Raw genomic sequence first — 16,039 nt, forward strand, 5'->3', positions numbered from 1 at the left:
GGCATGGAGTGGGCGTACCGCCTCAGCCGTGAGCCCAAGCGCTTTGGCCGCATGGCCAAGCTGCCCCTGGTGCTGGTGAAGGCCGCCGGGCAGCGCGTCACCGGCCACCGCCGTCCGGGGGTTCTGTGATGGCGGGACGGCTGATTGTATTCGAGGGTACCGACGGCTCCGGCAAGTCCACCCAGTTTCAGGCCCTGTGCCGCCGGGTGACCCAGAGCGGCCGGGACTACCAGAAGCTGGTTTTTCCCCAGTATAAAGAGCCCTCCTCCGCCCTCATCCGCATGTATCTGGCGGGGGAATTCGGCACCCATCCCCAGGATGTAAACCCCTACGCCGCCTCCGCCTTCTATGCGGTGGACCGGTACGCCTCCCTGAAAAAGGTGTGGGGGGAGTACTATGAGCAGGGTGGACTGGTGCTCACCGACCGGTACACCACCTCCAACGCGGTACACCAGGCGGTGAAGTGTGCCCCCCAGGAGCGGGAGGCCTTCCTGCGCTGGCTGGACGACTTTGAGCACGACAAGCTGGGCCTGCCCCAGCCCGACCTGGTGCTCTATCTGGATATGCCCACCGAGCGGGCCGTAGAACTGCTGCGCCATCGGGAGGCCGCCACCCACACCAAGGCCGACATCCACGAGCTGGACACCGGATACCTTGCTGCCTGCCGGGACAGTGCCCTGCAGGCCGCCCAGCTGCTGGGCTGGAAGGTGATTCCCTGCGTTAACGCCCAGGGCGAGGTGCGCAGCGTGGAGGAGATTCATGAGGAGATCTGGTCCCTGGCAGCCCCTGTGCTGTAAGAGACCGGACAACAGGACAACAAGGAGGGTTATCCATGGTATATGTACTGCTGGCCCCCGGCTTTGAGGAGTCCGAGGCCATTGTCCCCACCGATCTGCTGCGGCAGGGCGGGCTGGAGACCGCGCTGGTCTCTCTGTCCGGCCCCACCGTCACCGGGGGACACAACATTACCGTCCAGGCCGACCTGGAGCTGTCCCAGGTGGATCTGGACCAGGCGGAGATGATCGTGCTGCCCGGCGGCGGCGTGGGCGTGGAGAACCTGTGGAACAGTGAAGCGGTTTCCCAGCTCATCCAGGAGGCCGCCAAGCGGAATATCTGGCTGGCCGCCCTGTGCGCCGGCCCCGTGCTGCTGGCCCGCTGGGGTCTGCTGGACGGCCGAAAGGCCACCTCCTATCCCACCCGCCACGACCAGCTGGGCAAGGCAGAGGTGCTGCCCCAGGAGCGGGCCGTGGCAGACGGCAAGTTTGTTACCGGCCACGCCTGCGGCTCCTCCTTCGACTTCGGTCTGAAGCTGGTGGAGGTACTGCGTGGCAAAGAGGTTGCTGACGAGATCAATGGACGTATCTTCTACTATCGCTGAGGCCAAAAAGGCGTTACGCGCCCGGGTGCGGCAGGCGATCGCTGCCCTGACGCCGCAGGAGTGTCTGGAGAGCGACCGGGCCCTGTTTGACCGCTTTTTGTCCCTGCCTCAGGTACAGGCGGCGGACACGCTGTTTTTGTTCTGGGGTATCCCGGGACGGGAGCCGGAGACGGAGCGGCTGGTGCGGGAGCTGACCCGGCAGGGCAAGCGGGTAGGCCTTCCCCGGATGCTGCCCGGACACCAGATGGAGGTGCGGCAGTTTGATCCCCGCATCCCAATGAAGCAGGCCGCCTTCGGCATCTGGGAGCCATCGGAAGAAGCTCCGCTGCTGGAGAAAAAAGACATTGCGCTGGCCCTTGTTCCCGCCGTAAGCTATGACCGCCGGGGGTACCGGCTGGGCTTTGGGGGCGGCTACTACGACCGGTGGCTGGAGGATTTTTCCGGCCGGACGGCAGGTCTGTGCCGGGGTGTCCTTCTTCAGGAGCAGGTTCCCATCGAGGGTCACGACGCCCGGGTGGAGGTGGTACTCACCGAGCAGGAGGCCATCTGGATACAGACATAAAAAAAGCGGGACTTGAAGTCCCGCTTTGCCCCGCGCCGGGGCCTAGTGTAGGGTCAGCAGCCGCAGCCGTTGTTGCAGCCGCAGCCGTTGCTGTTCTCGCTGGCACCGTTGTTGCCGCAGCAGCAGCACAGGACGATGATCAGCAGGATGATCCACAGGCAGCCGTTGCCGCCAAAGCCGTTATTGCCAAAGCACATTGTTGTTTCACCTCACTTACCCCGCCGGGGTTTTCCCGGCGTTCTGGTATAGTCTATGGCAGCCCCCTGTCCCAGGTTCCCTGGCAAAGAAAATTTTCTTGCGGGCGGGCGCCGTTCCCAACCCAACCATTGGACCGGCCCAAGGACCGGAGCCGACGGAGCCGGAGCCAAGGCCCGGTCCATCCGGCAGATTTGATTTAGGAGCTGACTCTATGGCACAGGATTATCAATCTTCCTCCTCCAGACAGCCGCGGCGGCGGGAGGAGACGCAGCGCTCATCCAACACACGGCGCCGGAAAAAGCGCTCTGGCCTGAGCGGAGCGGCCATCTATGCGATTTTTGTCATCGGCGTGTCCGCGCTGCTGGCCTGCATCGGCTGGGTGGCTGCCAACGACGTGCTGGCTCTGAACAAACCAGAGAAGACCGCTACCATTACCATTACCAATGACGACAGCTTTGGTGATGTGGCTGAAAAGCTCAAGGACGAGGGACTCATCGAATATAAGTTCCTCTTCAATCTCTTTGCCACCTTCACCCGCAGCAAGGATGACGTGGTGGCAGGCACCTTTACCCTGAACACCGATATGGACTACCGGGCCCTGCTGTCCGGCATGAGTGCCAACTCGGCCACCCGGGCCACCGTCACCGTGACCATTCCCGAGGGCTACACCGTGGATCAGATCTTCACGCTGTTGGAGGAGAAGGGTGTGGCCAGCGTGGAGGACCTGCAGGATATGGCGGCCAACCACGACTACGCCTTCTCCTTCCTTCAGGATTTGGAGCTGGGGGACTATCACCGCCTGGAGGGCTATCTCTACCCGGACACCTACGAATTTACCACCCCCCAGAACCCCCTGTATGTCATCAACAAGATGCTGGTGCGCTTTGACGAGCAGTTTACCGACGCAATGCGCCAGGAGGTGGCAGACAGCGGCCGTACCATCCATGAGATCATCACTATTGCATCCATGATCGAGAAGGAGACAGACGGCAATGACCGGGCCGATATCGCCTCGGTCATCTACAACCGCCTGAATAACCCCAGCGGCGGAACCCAGGGATATCTGCAGATCGACGCCACCCTGGCCTATATTAACGGCGGCAAGGTGCCCACGGAGGCGGACAAGTCCATTGATTCCCCCTACAACACCTACCTCTACAAGGGACTGCCCGCCGGACCCATCTCCAACCCCGGTCTGGAGTCCATCAAGGCAGCTATGAATCCCAACAGCACTTCGTACTACTACTACGCCCTGGGCGACGACGGAGTACACCACTTTTTCAAGACCTTGCGGGAGCAGCAGAACTTTATTGCTACTCAGGAACTTTACAACAAATAACAAAAGCAGGCCCCGGAGCTACTCCGGGGCCTGTACTCTGGAGGGAGAACCGATATGAAAAAACCGGAACTGCTGGCTCCGGCAGGAGATATGGAGCGGCTTCAGATGGCACTGGCCTACGGAGCGGACGCGGTCTATCTGGCGGGTACCATGTTTGGTATGCGCTCCTTTGCGGGCAATTTTACCCCCGAAGAGCTGAAAACCGCCGTGGAACTGTGCCACAGCAAGGGAGTGCGGGTCCATGTGACCTGCAACACCATGCCCCGCAATGAGGAGGTGGCCCGGCTCCCGGAGTGGCTGGAGTATCTGGACAGCGTGGGAGTGGATGCCATCATCCTGGCCGATGTGGGTACCCTGGCTCTGGCCAAGCGCCACGCCCCCCACGTCCAGTGCCACATTTCTACCCAGGCCAGCATCGTCAACTACCAGTCTGCCACCGCTTGGCACGACCTGGGAGCCAGCCGGGTGATCCTGGCCCGGGAGCTGAGCCTTGATGAGATCCGGGAGATCCGCCTCAAGACCCCCAAAGAACTGGAGATCGAGGCCTTCGCTCACGGGGCTATGTGCGTAAGCTATTCTGGACGGTGCCTGCTGTCCAACTACATGACGGGCCGGGACTCCAACCGGGGAGCCTGCGCCCAGCCCTGCCGCTACCAGTACGCCCTGATGGAGGAGAAGCGGCCCGGCGAGTATTTCCCCGTCTTTGAGGAGAATGGGGAGACCTACATTATGAACTCCAAGGATATGTGCATGATCGACCACGTGGCCGAGCTGATGGAGGCGGGTCTGGACTCTCTGAAGCTGGAGGGCCGGGCCAAGAGCGCCTACTATGCCGCCATTGTCACCGGCGCTTACCGCCATGCCATCGACGCGGCGGCGGCGGGACAGCCTCTGGACCCGGTATGGCGGGATGAGGTGGAGCACATCAGCCACCGGCATTACTCCACCGGCTTCTATTTTGGCCAGCCGGGCCAGTATACCGAAAACTCCCGCTATGTCCGGGACTGGAAGATCGTGGCCAAGGTGCAGTCCTGTGACGAACAGGGCAACGCCACCCTCACGCTGAACAATAAGTTCTCTGTGGGGGATACTCTGGAGCTGGTAGGTCCCGACGTACGGCCCCAGACCCTCACCGTGGAGGGACTGTGGGACGAGGCGGGAGAAGCTTTGGAGCAGGTGTGCAAGCCCCAGATGGTCTTCCGCATGAAGCTGCCTCAGCCGGTGCCTCCTCTGTCCCTCTTGCGCCGTCAGGCAGAGCTGACCCCTTAAACAAGAAAGCCCCCGCCGGCAGTTCATTCAGCCGGCGGGGGCAGTTTTGTCCGTGTCAATCGGCAGGGTTCAGAGTTTGGAACATGCGCAGGGCCATGATAAGGCAGGACTGACGCTGGGCGCTGCGCTGAGGAGAAAAGCGGTTGTTTCCGGTACCCACGATAATGTTGTGGCGAGCCATAAAGTACACGCTGCTCTTGGCCCAGGAGGCAATGGAACTGTCATCGGCAAAGGAGCCGGACTGTCCCTCCACGCTGCCGCCCAGCTTGCGGTAGACGGCGGCGAGCATGGTGGCTGCCTGCTCCCGGGAGATGGACTGGGAGGGAGAGAAGGTGGTGGCAGAGGTGCCGGCAGTCAGCCCCAGTGCCCAGGCCTTGCCTGCCTCCGGGTCGGAGGTGTCGGTGAAGGGAGTGTGGCTGGGGGCAGAGATGGCCTCTCCGCCCATGGCCTCATACAGCCGCACTGCCAGGGAGGCAAACTGCAGCCGGCTGATGGAGCCGCACAGGTCCTGGCCCTTAAGGCGCGCCGGCATCAGATTCATGGCAATGGCCTCGTTGACCAGATCCACTGCCCACTCATCCACCGGCTCCCCGGTAATGGTGGTGGTGTTGAGCCCGCCGCTTCCCGATGCGCGCACCCAAACCCCGGCGTCCATGGCCTGATTGGAGTGGGGATCCTGAGTGATGACATGGTAGATATAGTTGTGGTCCCGCACAGTCAGGTGCTCCTGGGAGGTGAGGGTATTTTCCAGCTCCCAGTAGCCGGAGGAGGAGCGGTAGGTAAAGCGCTCCACGATGATCTGATTGCCAAGGTCACTGCGCACGACAGTGCCGGGAGGCAGCAGCGTCAAGGTGTGGGACAGGGTGGGGGAGTAGAGAAAGCTCTCTGTCCCGTCCGGGTCCTGGGAGAGATGGTAAACGGCCTGATTGCTCTGGATGGTGGCGGCCAGACTGCTTGGAACCAGCAGAGCGCACAGAGCGCAGGCGGTAAGCAGGAGGGAGAGGGCACGTCGAAGCATGGTCATTTCCTTTCTGATGGGGGAGCGCGCAGAGCGCCCCGGGGTGGAAGGGCTTGCGTGGTCGGCTGGAAATAGAGACAAAATAATAACCTTATTTATATAGACGGGGATACACAGGAAAAGGTTTCAACATTTTGACAGGAAAAGAAAAATCGTAGCTTTCACGAAAATCAGGCAATGAAATTGTGAAATCTGCCGGTGCAGTTGTGCCGCTTTACACAGGAAAGCGGATGGTGTATGATTAAAACAATAATTCCGGCAGGAGCCTGAAAAAAGGGTTTAGGAGATTGTTTTATATGTATTATCAGATCGTTCCCATGGACCGCAGTCACATTGAGCAGATCGCCCGGCTGGAGCAGGCCTGCTTCTCCAGTCCCTGGACGGAGAACATGCTGGCCGACGCCCTGTTTGATACTCAGGCCAGCTTTATCGTGGCCGAGGATGAGGAGGGCAACGTGCTGGGCTACGCGGGCCTGCACGTCATTGTAGATGAGGGGTACATTGACAACGTGGCGGTGGAACCCGACGCTCGCCGCCACGGGGTAGCCAGCGCCCTTCTGGACGTGTTCTGCCGCTTTGGCGAGGTAAACCTGGCTTTCCTCACCCTGGAGGTGCGTGCTTCCAACCAGGCGGCTATCGCTCTGTATGAGAAGCACGGATTTACTCAGGCAGGACTGCGGAAAAACTACTATGACAAGCCCAGGGAAGATGCGGTTCTTATGACCAGATATTTTGAAAAACAGTAAAAAATAAAAATATTGGATGGATTCCCGCCTGAAAATGGTTGAAAAACCACAGGCGGGAATTTTTGTGTTGTTTATTATGCAGAAAAATATTCACTTGCAAGATAAAATGTTGACAAATAAACAACAGAAAGCTAAAATGAATGCAGAACAACACCCAACCGGTACATACAGAAAGGAAGGCAGAAATGGCAGTTGGAAATCGTGTGTTTTTAAAGCGGCCCATGCCAAGCCAGGAACTGTTGGATGGCTTTGCAGGGCTGCCCGCGGCAAACATTGCCGATACCATGGGGCGCTCCTGCGCCATGAATCCCAGAATCAAGCTTATGAGCGGCTTTCAGGGGATCATGGTGGGTCCGGCGCTGACGGTAAAAGCCAGAGCGGGCGACAACCTGTTTCTCCATCAGGCGCTGGACATGGCTCAGCCGGGTGACATCATTGTGGTGTCCAACGATGAGGATCAGACCCGGTCTTTGATGGGTGAGATCATGTTTACCTATGCCAAGTACCAGCGTAAGCTGGGCGGGCTGGTGCTGGATGGCCCCATTCGGGATGTGGACGCGGTGCGGCAGATGGATCTGCCGGTCTATGCCAACGGTTCTACCCCTGGCGGCCCCCATAAAGAGGGACCCGGGGAGATCAATGTGCCCATTGCCTGCGGCGGAGTGAGTGTGAATCCGGGCGACATCATTGTGGCTGACGCCGACGGCATTATTGTGATTCCGCTGAAAGACGCCCCGGCTGTGCTGGAGGCGGCGAAGAAGTTCCATCAGCAGGATGAGGCCAAGGTGGAGGCGGCCAAAAATGGAACCTCCAACCGTGCCTGGGTGATGAAGACCCTGCAGGCAAAGAATACTGAGTTTATTGATGGAGCGTATGGAGAATAAAAATTATCAAATGGCATTTAAATGAGGAGAAGCAGGAAAAGTATTGAGTAAACAAAGGCAGAGCCTTTGGGAGAAATGGATTTTGAGGTGAAGGAAATGAAAGAATACTTGTTTGGTAAAAAGTATCTACCCCACCGCTCAATGATTGCACTGGTTCTTGGTATTGTTGCTGGCCTTCTGTTTTATGATTTTGCTGTTTGGGTGGAACCATTTGGAACCGCTTTTATGAATTTGATCAAAATGTTGATCGTACCGGTAGTTCTTTTCAGTATTGCCAGTGGCATTGCAGCCATTGGTGACGTAAATAAGCTGAAGCGCGTTGGATTAAAGGTGCTGCTGGTTTATGTAGTCATGACCGTCGGGGCCTGCTTGATCGGTATTGCCGTAGTACATGTTTTTAATCCGGGTGTAGGTTTCGATACGACTGGTCTTACAGCCTTTGATGCCTCGGAAGTGACGACGCCTTCCTTCTCGGCCTTCCTGATGGATATGATTCCTACCAATATTGTTGCAGCTATGGCCGACCAGGACATTATGAAGCTGGTGTTCTTTACCGTAATTTTGGGTGTTGCATTAGTGCTCTTGGGCGATAAAGTAAAGCCATTTACTGATTTTATGAATGCGGGCGCAACACTTACCTACAAAATGCTGGATATTGTAATGATCTATTCTCCTATTGGTATCTTTGCATTGATGGCTAATGTTACTGCAGTGTATGGACCGCAGCTGTTTGGCAACTTGGCAAAGTTTGTGGCTACCGACTGGACTGGATGCTTGCTGATCTGGCTGATTTATAGTTTGATCACCAAGGCCTATACGAAGATTAATTACCGCGGAATGTGTAAAGAGATGATTCCCATTTGGGTCAATACCGTGGCGACAAACTCCAGCTCCGGTACTATTCCCATCACCATGGAGGCTACTCGGCGGCTTCAGATTCCGAACAGCATTGCTTCCTTCTCCATTCCATTGGGCGCTACCATCAACCTGACAGGTGCAGCTTTGTACAAGACGGTTTTGGCTTTCTTTGTAGCTCAGATTTACGGTCTGCAGTTGACCATGTCTCAGATTATCATGGTTATTACCATTTCTACACTGATGTCTATTGCAGCGCCTGGTATTCCTGGCGGAGGAATCGTGACTGGCGCCATCTTCCTGGAATTGCTGGGCCTGCCCATGGATCTTATGGGGCCCATTTCCGGTATGTATCGTTTGATCGATATGTCTCACACTACGGTCAATGTTTCCGGTGATGTACTGGGTACTATGTTGGTGGCTAAAAACGAACATCTGTGGACAGGTGAAGATTACAATAAGACAATGGTAAGCAAGTGAGTATGACGACGAAGAATATGATTTTTAGAGGAGAATGAGTATGGCAACCACACTTGCGGAACGAATGAGTAAGTTTAGCGGTTCCCCCACCTCGGCTCTGATCGCCAAGGTGGCAGAGCTGAAGCGGCAGGGGAAAGATATTATTTCCCTTAACGTAGGGGAACCGGATTTTGGAACTCCCGATTACATCAAGGTGGCTGGCATGAAGGCCATCGCGGATAATTTCACCAAATATACCCCCGGCAACGGTATTCTGGAGCTTCGCCAGGCCATTATAAAGAAGCTGAAAGAGGACAATGGTTTGGACTATACAGTCAATGAGGTGACCACCGCGGTGGGAGCCAAGCAGGCCATTGCCAGTGCCATGATGGTGATTGCAGGGCCTGGCGATGAGGTACTGCTCCCCATTCCTTGTTGGGTCAGCTACACGGAGATGATTCGTCTGGCGGGTGCTACTCCGGTGTTTGTGCCGGTGCGGCAGGACAATTATGAGCTGGACCTGGATGCCATCCGGGCAGCTATCACCCCGCGCACCAAGGCTATCGTCATCTGCACCCCCAACAATCCCACCGGTGCGGTGTACAGCGAGAAGAGCCTGCGGGAGCTGGCCGATCTGGCGGTCAAGCACGATTTCTTTATCGTGGCTGATGAGATCTATGAAAAAATGGTCTATGACGGCGCAAAGCACTTCAGTGTGGCCTCCATCTCTCGGGAGGTGTGGGAGCGGACCATTACGGTCAATGGTTTTTCCAAGGCTTACGCCATGACGGGCTGGCGTATCGGTTATGCTGCGGCCCGGGCGGATGTGATCAAGGGAATCATGGCGGTGCAGAGCCAGACTACCTCTGCCACCAGCGCGATTTCCCAGAAGGCGGCTCTAGCGGCTCTGCAGGGCTCTCAGCATGACATGCAGGTTATGGTGGAAGAGTTCAAGCGGAGAAAAGACTATGTGGTGCAGCGGCTCAATGCCATAGAAGGGATTACATGTCCGGATGTAAAGGGCGCGTTCTATGTATATCCGGATGTGCAGCCCTATCTCGGTAAGCGGTTTGGAGATAAGATGATCGAGAACGCTGTAGACCTGTGCCAGTATCTTCTGGATGAGGCGCTGATCTCCACAGTGCCCGGTGAGGCGTACAATGTCCCCGGGAAGATCCGAATCTCCTATTCCAATTCCATGGAGAATCTGGAAAAGGCGCTGGATCGACTGGAGCATGCATTGGCCCAGTTGAAGTAAACAAAGATAAATCAATGATGTTTTCCCTTCTTGCAGCGGGCGGTATGGCGTGTCCATGCCGCCCGCTGCAATTGGCTGGAGATTGACCACAATGGCAAACTGTGGTATCCTTTCCCTGTATCAGTGAGGAGAGGGTAACATGGATGATTTGGTGAAAAAGATACAGGGAATGTCCCTGACACGCACCGACGCGGAGATTGCGGAGTATATTTTAGCCAATCTGAATACCATTGGGTTTCAGACCTCCACCTCCCTTGCAGAAGCCATCGGAGTCAGCGACACGTCGGTGATCCGCTTTATCCGCAAACTCGGGTTCAAAGGTTATGCAGACTTCCGGGGAGAGATGAACGCGAGGGCGGCCAGACAGATCAATCAGGTTCAGCAGGACTTGTCTCCCGGAGAGAAGTATGCCCGCAGCAGAGCGCAGCTCAAGCAGGACAGCCTGATCAGTGATGTGGGGGGCTATACCTTAGAGAATCTGCAAAAGAGCTTTGCCCAGCTGGATCAGGGAACGGTGGACCAAGTGGTGGACATCCTGCTCAGCAGTGACCGCAAGTATATTGTGGGATTTCGCGGAACGGCCTGCTGCGCCCAATATATGGCCAGCAAGCTGCTGTTTTTGACCCCGCACGTGGTTCCGGTAACCCATGCAGATGCCACGGCAGTGGAAAATGTATTGGATATTACCGATAAGGACTGTCTGTTTCTGTACAGCTTCCCGCGCTATTCTGAGATCTGTGGTGTGCTGATGGACATTGCCCGGGAGAACGGGGCAAAAATTATTTTGATGACAGACCGGCGTACCTGCCCTCTGGCCAGTAAGGCGGATGTGGTGGTGGTGGCACAGGTGGAAGGACTGGGATTTACCAACTCCTATGTGGCTCCGCTCAGTCTGTCGGAGGTGTTCCTGCTGGCCATCAGTGGACAGCGGGATGTGACCAGCACCGAACGCTTTAGCCGAATCGATGCGGTTATGGAGAAAGAAAAACTATATTAACTTTGTTTCCTGCAAACTGGAAGAAGGAGCAGTATGAATATTTTAGCCATTGAATCCTCCTGCGACGAGACCGCCGCCGCAGTTGTCAAAGACGGGCGGACGGTACTGTCAAACTGTGTGGCCTCTCAGATCGAGATGCACACCATTTACGGCGGCGTAGTACCCGAGATCGCCTCCCGCAAGCATGTGGAGGCGGTGACCGGTCTGGCCGACCAGGCTTTGGAGCAGGCGGGGATGACCCGGGGCGACCTGGATGCCATCGCTGTGACCTATGCGCCTGGTCTCATCGGCGCGGTGCTGGTGGGAGTGAACTTTGCCAAGGGCGCGTCCATGGCCCTGGATCTGCCCCTGATCCCAGTCCACCATGTGCGGGGCCATATTGCGGCAAATTACCTCACCCACCCTGATCTGGAGCCCCCTTTTGTCTGCCTATGCGTCTCCGGCGGCACAACTGCCATTGTGGATGTGAAGTCCTATACCGAGATGGAGGTGCTGGGCGGCACCCGTGACGATGCAGCAGGGGAGTGCTTTGACAAGGTGGCCCGGGTGCTGGATATCGGTTACCCTGGCGGCGGCCCCATGGACCGCTTGGCTCAGGGTGGAGATGACAGCCGGTACGAGCTGCCCCGCGCCCATGTGGCTGGCCATGAGCTGGATATGTCCTTCTCCGGCTTGAAGACGGCCAGTCTCAACCTTATCCACAACACCCAGCAGAAGGGGGAGGAGTTATCCCTGCCCGACTTTGCCGCCAGCTTTGGCCGGGCGGTGAGCGACTCGCTGGTGCCCCGGGCCATGGCGGCCGCCCGAATGAAGGGCTACGGCCGACTGGCGGTGGCCGGAGGCGTGGCGGCCAACAGCCGCATCCGCGCCGACCTGCAAGCCGCCTGCGCCAAGAGCGGGGACAAGCTTTACCTGCCGGAGCTGAAGTACTGCGGCGACAACGCCGCCATGATCGGCTGCCAGGGATTTTATGAGTACCAGGCCGGGCATGTGGCCGGCCTAGATCTGAACGCCTACGCGACCCGGGATATTTCCCTGGGTTAAACATCGAAATTTTCAAGCCCTCCTCTGCGGGAACAATACCGTCGGGGGAGGGCTTATTCTTTTCAAATAAAAAAGCAATTTTACGCATTATGTAACCTTACAAGATGGAATCAAGAAGAAAATGGAAGGGAGAAAACAAGAAGATTTAGAACAATGTGCAGGAAATAACAATAAAATGTGGAAAGTAGTGTGGAAAGTGTGTAAAACTTTTTGTAGAAGCAGGGCAAAAAAAGAAGGTTATGTAAATATTTGCGGGGATGGAAGGAAAGACGGAAAAAGATAAAATAATACTTGACAAGGGCGAGACACACTGATAAAATGTATGAGCAAAAGAAAGCAGGAACGGTGCCCCGTACCTCACCCCAGGTCAGAGCCAAAGGGTTAACAAGGTTTCACTTCTTCGCCAGGGAGACTTGGCGGGGATTTTTGTGACGTGGGCGCCATTCCGGCAGCCGCGTTTATTTTTTTGTTTGGAGGTGCTTTCCCATCGCTAACACAGGTCATCAAACCAACGAAGAAATCCGGGACAAGGAGGTCCGCCTGATCTCTGAGACCGGTGAGCAGCTTGGCATCATGTCCTCTCAGGAGGCGCTGCGCATGGCTGAGGAGCAGAACCTGGACCTGGTCAAGATCTCTCCCAACGCTGTGCCCCCGGTATGCAAGCTGATGGACTACGGCAAGTACCGGTTCGAGCAGACCAAGCGCGAAAAGGAAGCCCGTAAAAACCAGCGGGTAGTGGAGATCAAAGAGATTCGCATGTCCCCCAGCATTGACGTCAACGACTTCAATGTTAAGCTGCGCAACGCCCAGAAGTTCCTGTCTGAGGGCAACCGCTGCAAGGTGACCGTGCGGTTCCGCGGCCGTGAGATGGCCCACACCAACATCGGTCAGGATCTGCTGCTGAAGTTTGCCGAGTCCTGCGGCGAGACCGCCGTGATGGATAAAAGTCCGAAGTTGGAGGGACGCCACATGTCCATCTTCCTGTCCCCCAAGTCTGCCAAGGACGCCAAAAAGTAAGAAGCAAAGGAGTTTTCTGTTATGCCGAAGATCAAGATCAAGACTCATAGCGGCGCTAAGAAGCGCTTTTCCCTCACGAAGTCCGGCAAGGTCAAGCGCGCCATGACCAAGAAGCGTCACCTGCTCAACGGTCACGGCAAGACCACCAAGCTCAAGCGGGCTCTGCGCGGCACCACTTATGCCGACAAGACCAATGAGGCCGCCATCAAGCGCATGATCCTGTACAAGTAAGAAGAGGGAGGGAACGAACAATGGCAAGAGTTAAGGGCGCGATGATGACGCGCAAGAGAAGAAATAAGATCCTGAAGATGGCCAAGGGCTACTGGGGTGCTAAGTCCAAGCACTTCAAGATGGCCAACCAGGCCGTGATGAAGTCCGGCTCTTACGCCTACACCGGCCGTAAGCTGAAGAAGCGTGACTTCCGTCAGCTGTGGATCACCCGCATCAATGCCGCCTGCAAGATGAACGGCATGAACTATTCCACCTTCATGAACGGCCTGAAGAAGGCTGGCATCGTGATCAACCGCAAGATGCTCTCCGAGCTGGCTGTGAACGATAAGGCCGCTTTCGCTCAGCTCACTGAGACTGCCAAGAAGGCCCTGGCCTAAGTTTTATCCTTTCAAACGTCTGCGCGTTCCGCGCAGACGTTTTTTTATACCATAAACAAGCTGGTGGAGCAGTGTGTTTCTAGGCAAAAGAACAAAGACGTGGTATAATAAGACCGGTTGCCCCCCTGGGCGGTATACGAAGGAGGACATAGGTTTGGAGGGAAAAAAGAGACAACTCATTCGATGGCGGGCCAGCCGATGGGAACGCAAGATGCTGGCGGCTCTGGGCACGGCTTTAAGCGCGGAGCTGTTCTTCAACATCTGGGCGGAAAATTTCCGTATCTCAGCGGCTGTGGTACTCTACCCTGTGCTTCTGCTTACCCTGATGCAGGATAGCCGCAAGCCCGATACCGGAGTGCTGACTGCGCTGACGGTTCTGGTGGTGCGGTGTATCATTGGAGTGGCCGGGGGCGAAGATTTGATGTTCGTGGCCTGCCAGGAGTACCCGGGAGCCTTGTTCTATCTCTGCTACGACTGCCTGCTGTGTCTCCAGGTGCCAAACCGGTATGAGGCATCCCTTACCACGCTGTGGCGCAGCTTCTGGATCTGCGATATGCTCTCCAATATGGAGGACCTGACCTTGTCCCGGATGGCGTTGCCGGATGCGCCGGCCATTGTGACCCTGGTGCTGCTGGGACTGGCACGCTCTCTGCTGGCTGCGGGTATTCTGTGGGGGATGCGGCGCTATCAGCGCCTGCTGATGGAGGAGGAACACGAGCGGCGCTATCAGCGTTTGTTCCTGCTTACCGCCAATTTGAAAAATGAACTGTATTTTTTAAAAAAAGACGCAGAAAACATTGAAGGGATCATGACCCGGGCCTATCAGCTCTACGAGCAGCTGGGAGCGGAGGACTATCCTGAGCCTCTGCGTCAGCTTGCCCTGTCCATCGCCCGGGACGTGCACGAGGTAAAAAAGGACAATCTCAGTATTATCCGGGGCATTGAGGGTGAGGTAGCCGACGCCTACAACGATGAGACTATGCGCATGTCCGATCTGCTGCATATTTTGCGGGATACCATGCGGCATATCTTGGGAGAACGTCAGAATGATGTGCTGCTGGAATGTCGGTGTGAGACGGATTTTGCCACTGCGGAGCACTACCGGCTTATGTCGGTACTGAAAAATCTGGTGATGAACGCCGCGGAAGCCATTCAAAGCGGACGGGGTTCAGGGATGATCCTGGTGGAGGAACGGGTGGTCCGGGAGCAGATGGTGCTGACCGTGCGGGATACCGGGCCTGGCATTTCCAAGCGGGCCATGCAGAACCTGTTCCAGGTGGGCTATTCCACCAAATTTGATCCCCAGACCGGAAACATCAACCGGGGCGTAGGCCTGCCGGCGGTACGGTTTTTGGTAGAGGAGCTGGATGGAACCATTGAGGTGACCAGCAGTGAGGGGGAGGGAGCCTGTTTTCAGGTGACCATTCCCATGGATGCACTGAGGGGAGGAGAAGCATGAGAATCTATATTGTAGAAGACGATATCTCAGTCATCAGCATTTTAGAGGATATTGTAGAGAGCAACGACCTGGGGACCGTGTGCGGAGACAGCGGAAGCGGACTGGACCTGGATAAGATCCTGGCACTGGCACCGGACCTGGTGTTGGTGGACCTGCTGATGCCCGGCAAGGACGGGATACAGGTGGTCCGGGAGCTGAAGGAGCGGGGCTGTCTGGCAAAATTTATCATGATCTCCCAGGTCAGTAGCAAAGAGATGGTAGCCAAGGCCTACCTGGCCGGAGTGGATTTCTTTATCAACAAGCCTATCAACCTCATTGAAGTGCGTCAGGTGATTCGTAATATCCGTCAGCAGATGGAAAATGAGCGGGATCTGAACACCATTCAAAGTGTATTTACCATCAAGCAGACTCCCGTGGTGGAGCGGCAGTCTCGCTCTGATGTGCAGCGCAAGCGGATTCAATATGCCCTGAGCCAGCTGGGCATGGCTGGAGAGAAAGGGGCAAAGGATATTATGGATATGTGCATGTACCTGCTGGACCGGCACCAGCAGGTGTGCCAGGTGGGGGTGGGCGCCCTGTGTGCCCAGCTCAGCGACAGTCCCAAGTCTATGGAGCAGCGGGCACGCCGGGCGGTAGAGCGTGGGCTCAACCATCTGGCCAGCCTGGGACTGGACGACTATGGAAACGAGGTCTTTACTCAGTATGCCTCCCGGCTGTTCCCATTCCAGGAGGTGCGCGCGGAGATGGCCTTTATCCAGGGCAAGGGCAGTAAGGGCAAGGCTAACCTGAAATGCTTTTTGGATGGTATGTTGGTGCTGGCGGAGGAAGATTGACCCATTGACCTGTAAGTTTGCATATCTTGACCTATTTCTGCGATAATCTTCCATCTTGGAAGTCAAAGGGTAGGATAATACAAATCAGGAGGAAGAAACAGGAAAATATCGTAAA

General features: G+C 56.3%; 18 protein-coding genes. 16 read left to right on the plus strand and 2 right to left on the minus strand.

All coding sequences use genetic code 11. The features are described 5' to 3' along the window. The first annotated feature begins 128 nt into the window (after positions 1 to 128). Genes ACLTXB_RS08575 through ACLTXB_RS08585 form a run of 3 tightly spaced genes read left to right on the plus strand, consistent with a single transcriptional unit; the run spans position 129 to position 1,940 of the window. Positions 129 to 797: a dTMP kinase gene (locus ACLTXB_RS08575; protein ID WP_428226665.1), complete on the plus strand. Its 669-nt coding sequence runs from the start codon at positions 129 to 131 to the stop codon at positions 795 to 797. A gap of 35 nt (positions 798 to 832) precedes the next feature. Further along, positions 833 to 1,378, plus strand: coding sequence for a DJ-1 family glyoxalase III (locus ACLTXB_RS08580; RefSeq protein ID WP_151076347.1), 546 nt, complete (start codon positions 833 to 835; stop codon positions 1,376 to 1,378). Further along, positions 1,353 to 1,940: a 5-formyltetrahydrofolate cyclo-ligase gene (locus ACLTXB_RS08585; protein ID WP_428226666.1), complete on the plus strand. Its 588-nt coding sequence runs from the start codon at positions 1,353 to 1,355 to the stop codon at positions 1,938 to 1,940. The genes ACLTXB_RS08580 and ACLTXB_RS08585 overlap by 26 nt, the downstream gene beginning before the upstream one ends. 53 nt (positions 1,941 to 1,993) lie before the next feature. Here ACLTXB_RS08585 and ACLTXB_RS08590 read toward each other — a convergent pair whose 3' ends face one another. After that, the gene (locus ACLTXB_RS08590) at positions 1,994 to 2,137 is read right to left on the minus strand and encodes a hypothetical protein (RefSeq protein ID WP_302667946.1); all 144 of its coding nucleotides are present in this window, start codon (positions 2,135 to 2,137) and stop codon (positions 1,994 to 1,996) included. 212 nt (positions 2,138 to 2,349) lie between these two features. On the opposite strand from ACLTXB_RS08590, the gene mltG reads away from it, so the two are divergent. Both mltG and ACLTXB_RS08600 read left to right on the plus strand, forming a co-directional pair. Beyond that, positions 2,350 to 3,477, plus strand: a complete 1,128-nt coding sequence (mltG, locus tag ACLTXB_RS08595; RefSeq protein ID WP_008981470.1) for an endolytic transglycosylase MltG — start codon at positions 2,350 to 2,352, stop codon at positions 3,475 to 3,477. A gap of 54 nt (positions 3,478 to 3,531) precedes the next feature. Continuing rightward, positions 3,532 to 4,746 (plus strand): peptidase U32 family protein, encoded by a 1,215-nt coding sequence (locus tag ACLTXB_RS08600; protein ID WP_428226667.1) that lies wholly within the window; start codon positions 3,532 to 3,534, stop codon positions 4,744 to 4,746. A gap of 55 nt (positions 4,747 to 4,801) precedes the next feature. On the opposite strand, the gene ACLTXB_RS08605 is transcribed toward ACLTXB_RS08600, so the two are convergent. After that, the gene (locus tag ACLTXB_RS08605) at positions 4,802 to 5,764 is read right to left on the minus strand and encodes an S-layer homology domain-containing protein (RefSeq protein WP_428226668.1); all 963 of its coding nucleotides are present in this window, start codon (positions 5,762 to 5,764) and stop codon (positions 4,802 to 4,804) included. 296 nt (positions 5,765 to 6,060) lie between these two features. Here ACLTXB_RS08605 and rimI point away from each other — a divergent pair, with 296 nt between their 5' ends. From rimI to ACLTXB_RS08660, 11 genes are all read left to right on the plus strand, one after another. Continuing rightward, a complete protein-coding gene (gene rimI, locus ACLTXB_RS08610) occupies positions 6,061 to 6,510 on the plus strand; it encodes a ribosomal protein S18-alanine N-acetyltransferase (protein ID WP_020989855.1) in 450 nt (149 codons plus the stop codon). A gap of 185 nt (positions 6,511 to 6,695) precedes the next feature. Continuing rightward, positions 6,696 to 7,394, plus strand: a complete 699-nt coding sequence (locus tag ACLTXB_RS08615; RefSeq protein ID WP_008981474.1) for an RraA family protein — start codon at positions 6,696 to 6,698, stop codon at positions 7,392 to 7,394. A 75-nt stretch (positions 7,395 to 7,469) separates the two neighbouring features. Next, complete coding sequence (locus tag ACLTXB_RS08620) at positions 7,470 to 8,729, plus strand: dicarboxylate/amino acid:cation symporter (protein ID WP_191905346.1); 1,260 nt, start codon at positions 7,470 to 7,472, stop codon at positions 8,727 to 8,729. 40 nt (positions 8,730 to 8,769) lie between these two features. Next, a complete protein-coding gene (locus tag ACLTXB_RS08625) occupies positions 8,770 to 9,966 on the plus strand; it encodes a pyridoxal phosphate-dependent aminotransferase (RefSeq protein ID WP_428226669.1) in 1,197 nt (398 codons plus the stop codon). Positions 9,967 to 10,105: 139 nt separating this feature from the next. Beyond that, positions 10,106 to 10,963: a MurR/RpiR family transcriptional regulator gene (locus tag ACLTXB_RS08630; RefSeq protein ID WP_428226670.1), complete on the plus strand. Its 858-nt coding sequence runs from the start codon at positions 10,106 to 10,108 to the stop codon at positions 10,961 to 10,963. A 33-nt stretch (positions 10,964 to 10,996) separates the two neighbouring features. Continuing rightward, positions 10,997 to 12,007 carry a tRNA (adenosine(37)-N6)-threonylcarbamoyltransferase complex transferase subunit TsaD gene (tsaD, locus tag ACLTXB_RS08635; RefSeq protein WP_428226671.1) on the plus strand — a complete coding sequence of 337 codons (1,011 nt, stop codon included), beginning with the start codon at positions 10,997 to 10,999 and terminating at the stop codon, positions 12,005 to 12,007. A 486-nt stretch (positions 12,008 to 12,493) separates the two neighbouring features. After that, positions 12,494 to 13,024: a translation initiation factor IF-3 gene (gene infC / locus ACLTXB_RS08640; RefSeq protein ID WP_428226702.1), complete on the plus strand. Its 531-nt coding sequence runs from the start codon at positions 12,494 to 12,496 to the stop codon at positions 13,022 to 13,024. 21 nt (positions 13,025 to 13,045) lie between these two features. Further along, positions 13,046 to 13,255: a 50S ribosomal protein L35 gene (gene rpmI, locus ACLTXB_RS08645; RefSeq protein ID WP_008981480.1), complete on the plus strand. Its 210-nt coding sequence runs from the start codon at positions 13,046 to 13,048 to the stop codon at positions 13,253 to 13,255. Between the two features lie 20 nt (positions 13,256 to 13,275). Further along, complete coding sequence (rplT, locus tag ACLTXB_RS08650; protein ID WP_008981481.1) at positions 13,276 to 13,632, plus strand: 50S ribosomal protein L20; 357 nt, start codon at positions 13,276 to 13,278, stop codon at positions 13,630 to 13,632. A gap of 154 nt (positions 13,633 to 13,786) precedes the next feature. Beyond that, positions 13,787 to 15,091, plus strand: a complete 1,305-nt coding sequence (locus ACLTXB_RS08655) for an ATP-binding protein (RefSeq protein ID WP_008981482.1) — start codon at positions 13,787 to 13,789, stop codon at positions 15,089 to 15,091. Continuing rightward, positions 15,088 to 15,924: a DNA-binding domain-containing protein gene (locus tag ACLTXB_RS08660; protein WP_008981483.1), complete on the plus strand. Its 837-nt coding sequence runs from the start codon at positions 15,088 to 15,090 to the stop codon at positions 15,922 to 15,924. Before ACLTXB_RS08655 ends, ACLTXB_RS08660 begins: the two co-directional genes overlap by 4 nt. The last annotated feature ends 115 nt before the right edge of the window (positions 15,925 to 16,039 follow it).

The organism is Flintibacter sp., from assembly GCF_046973065.1.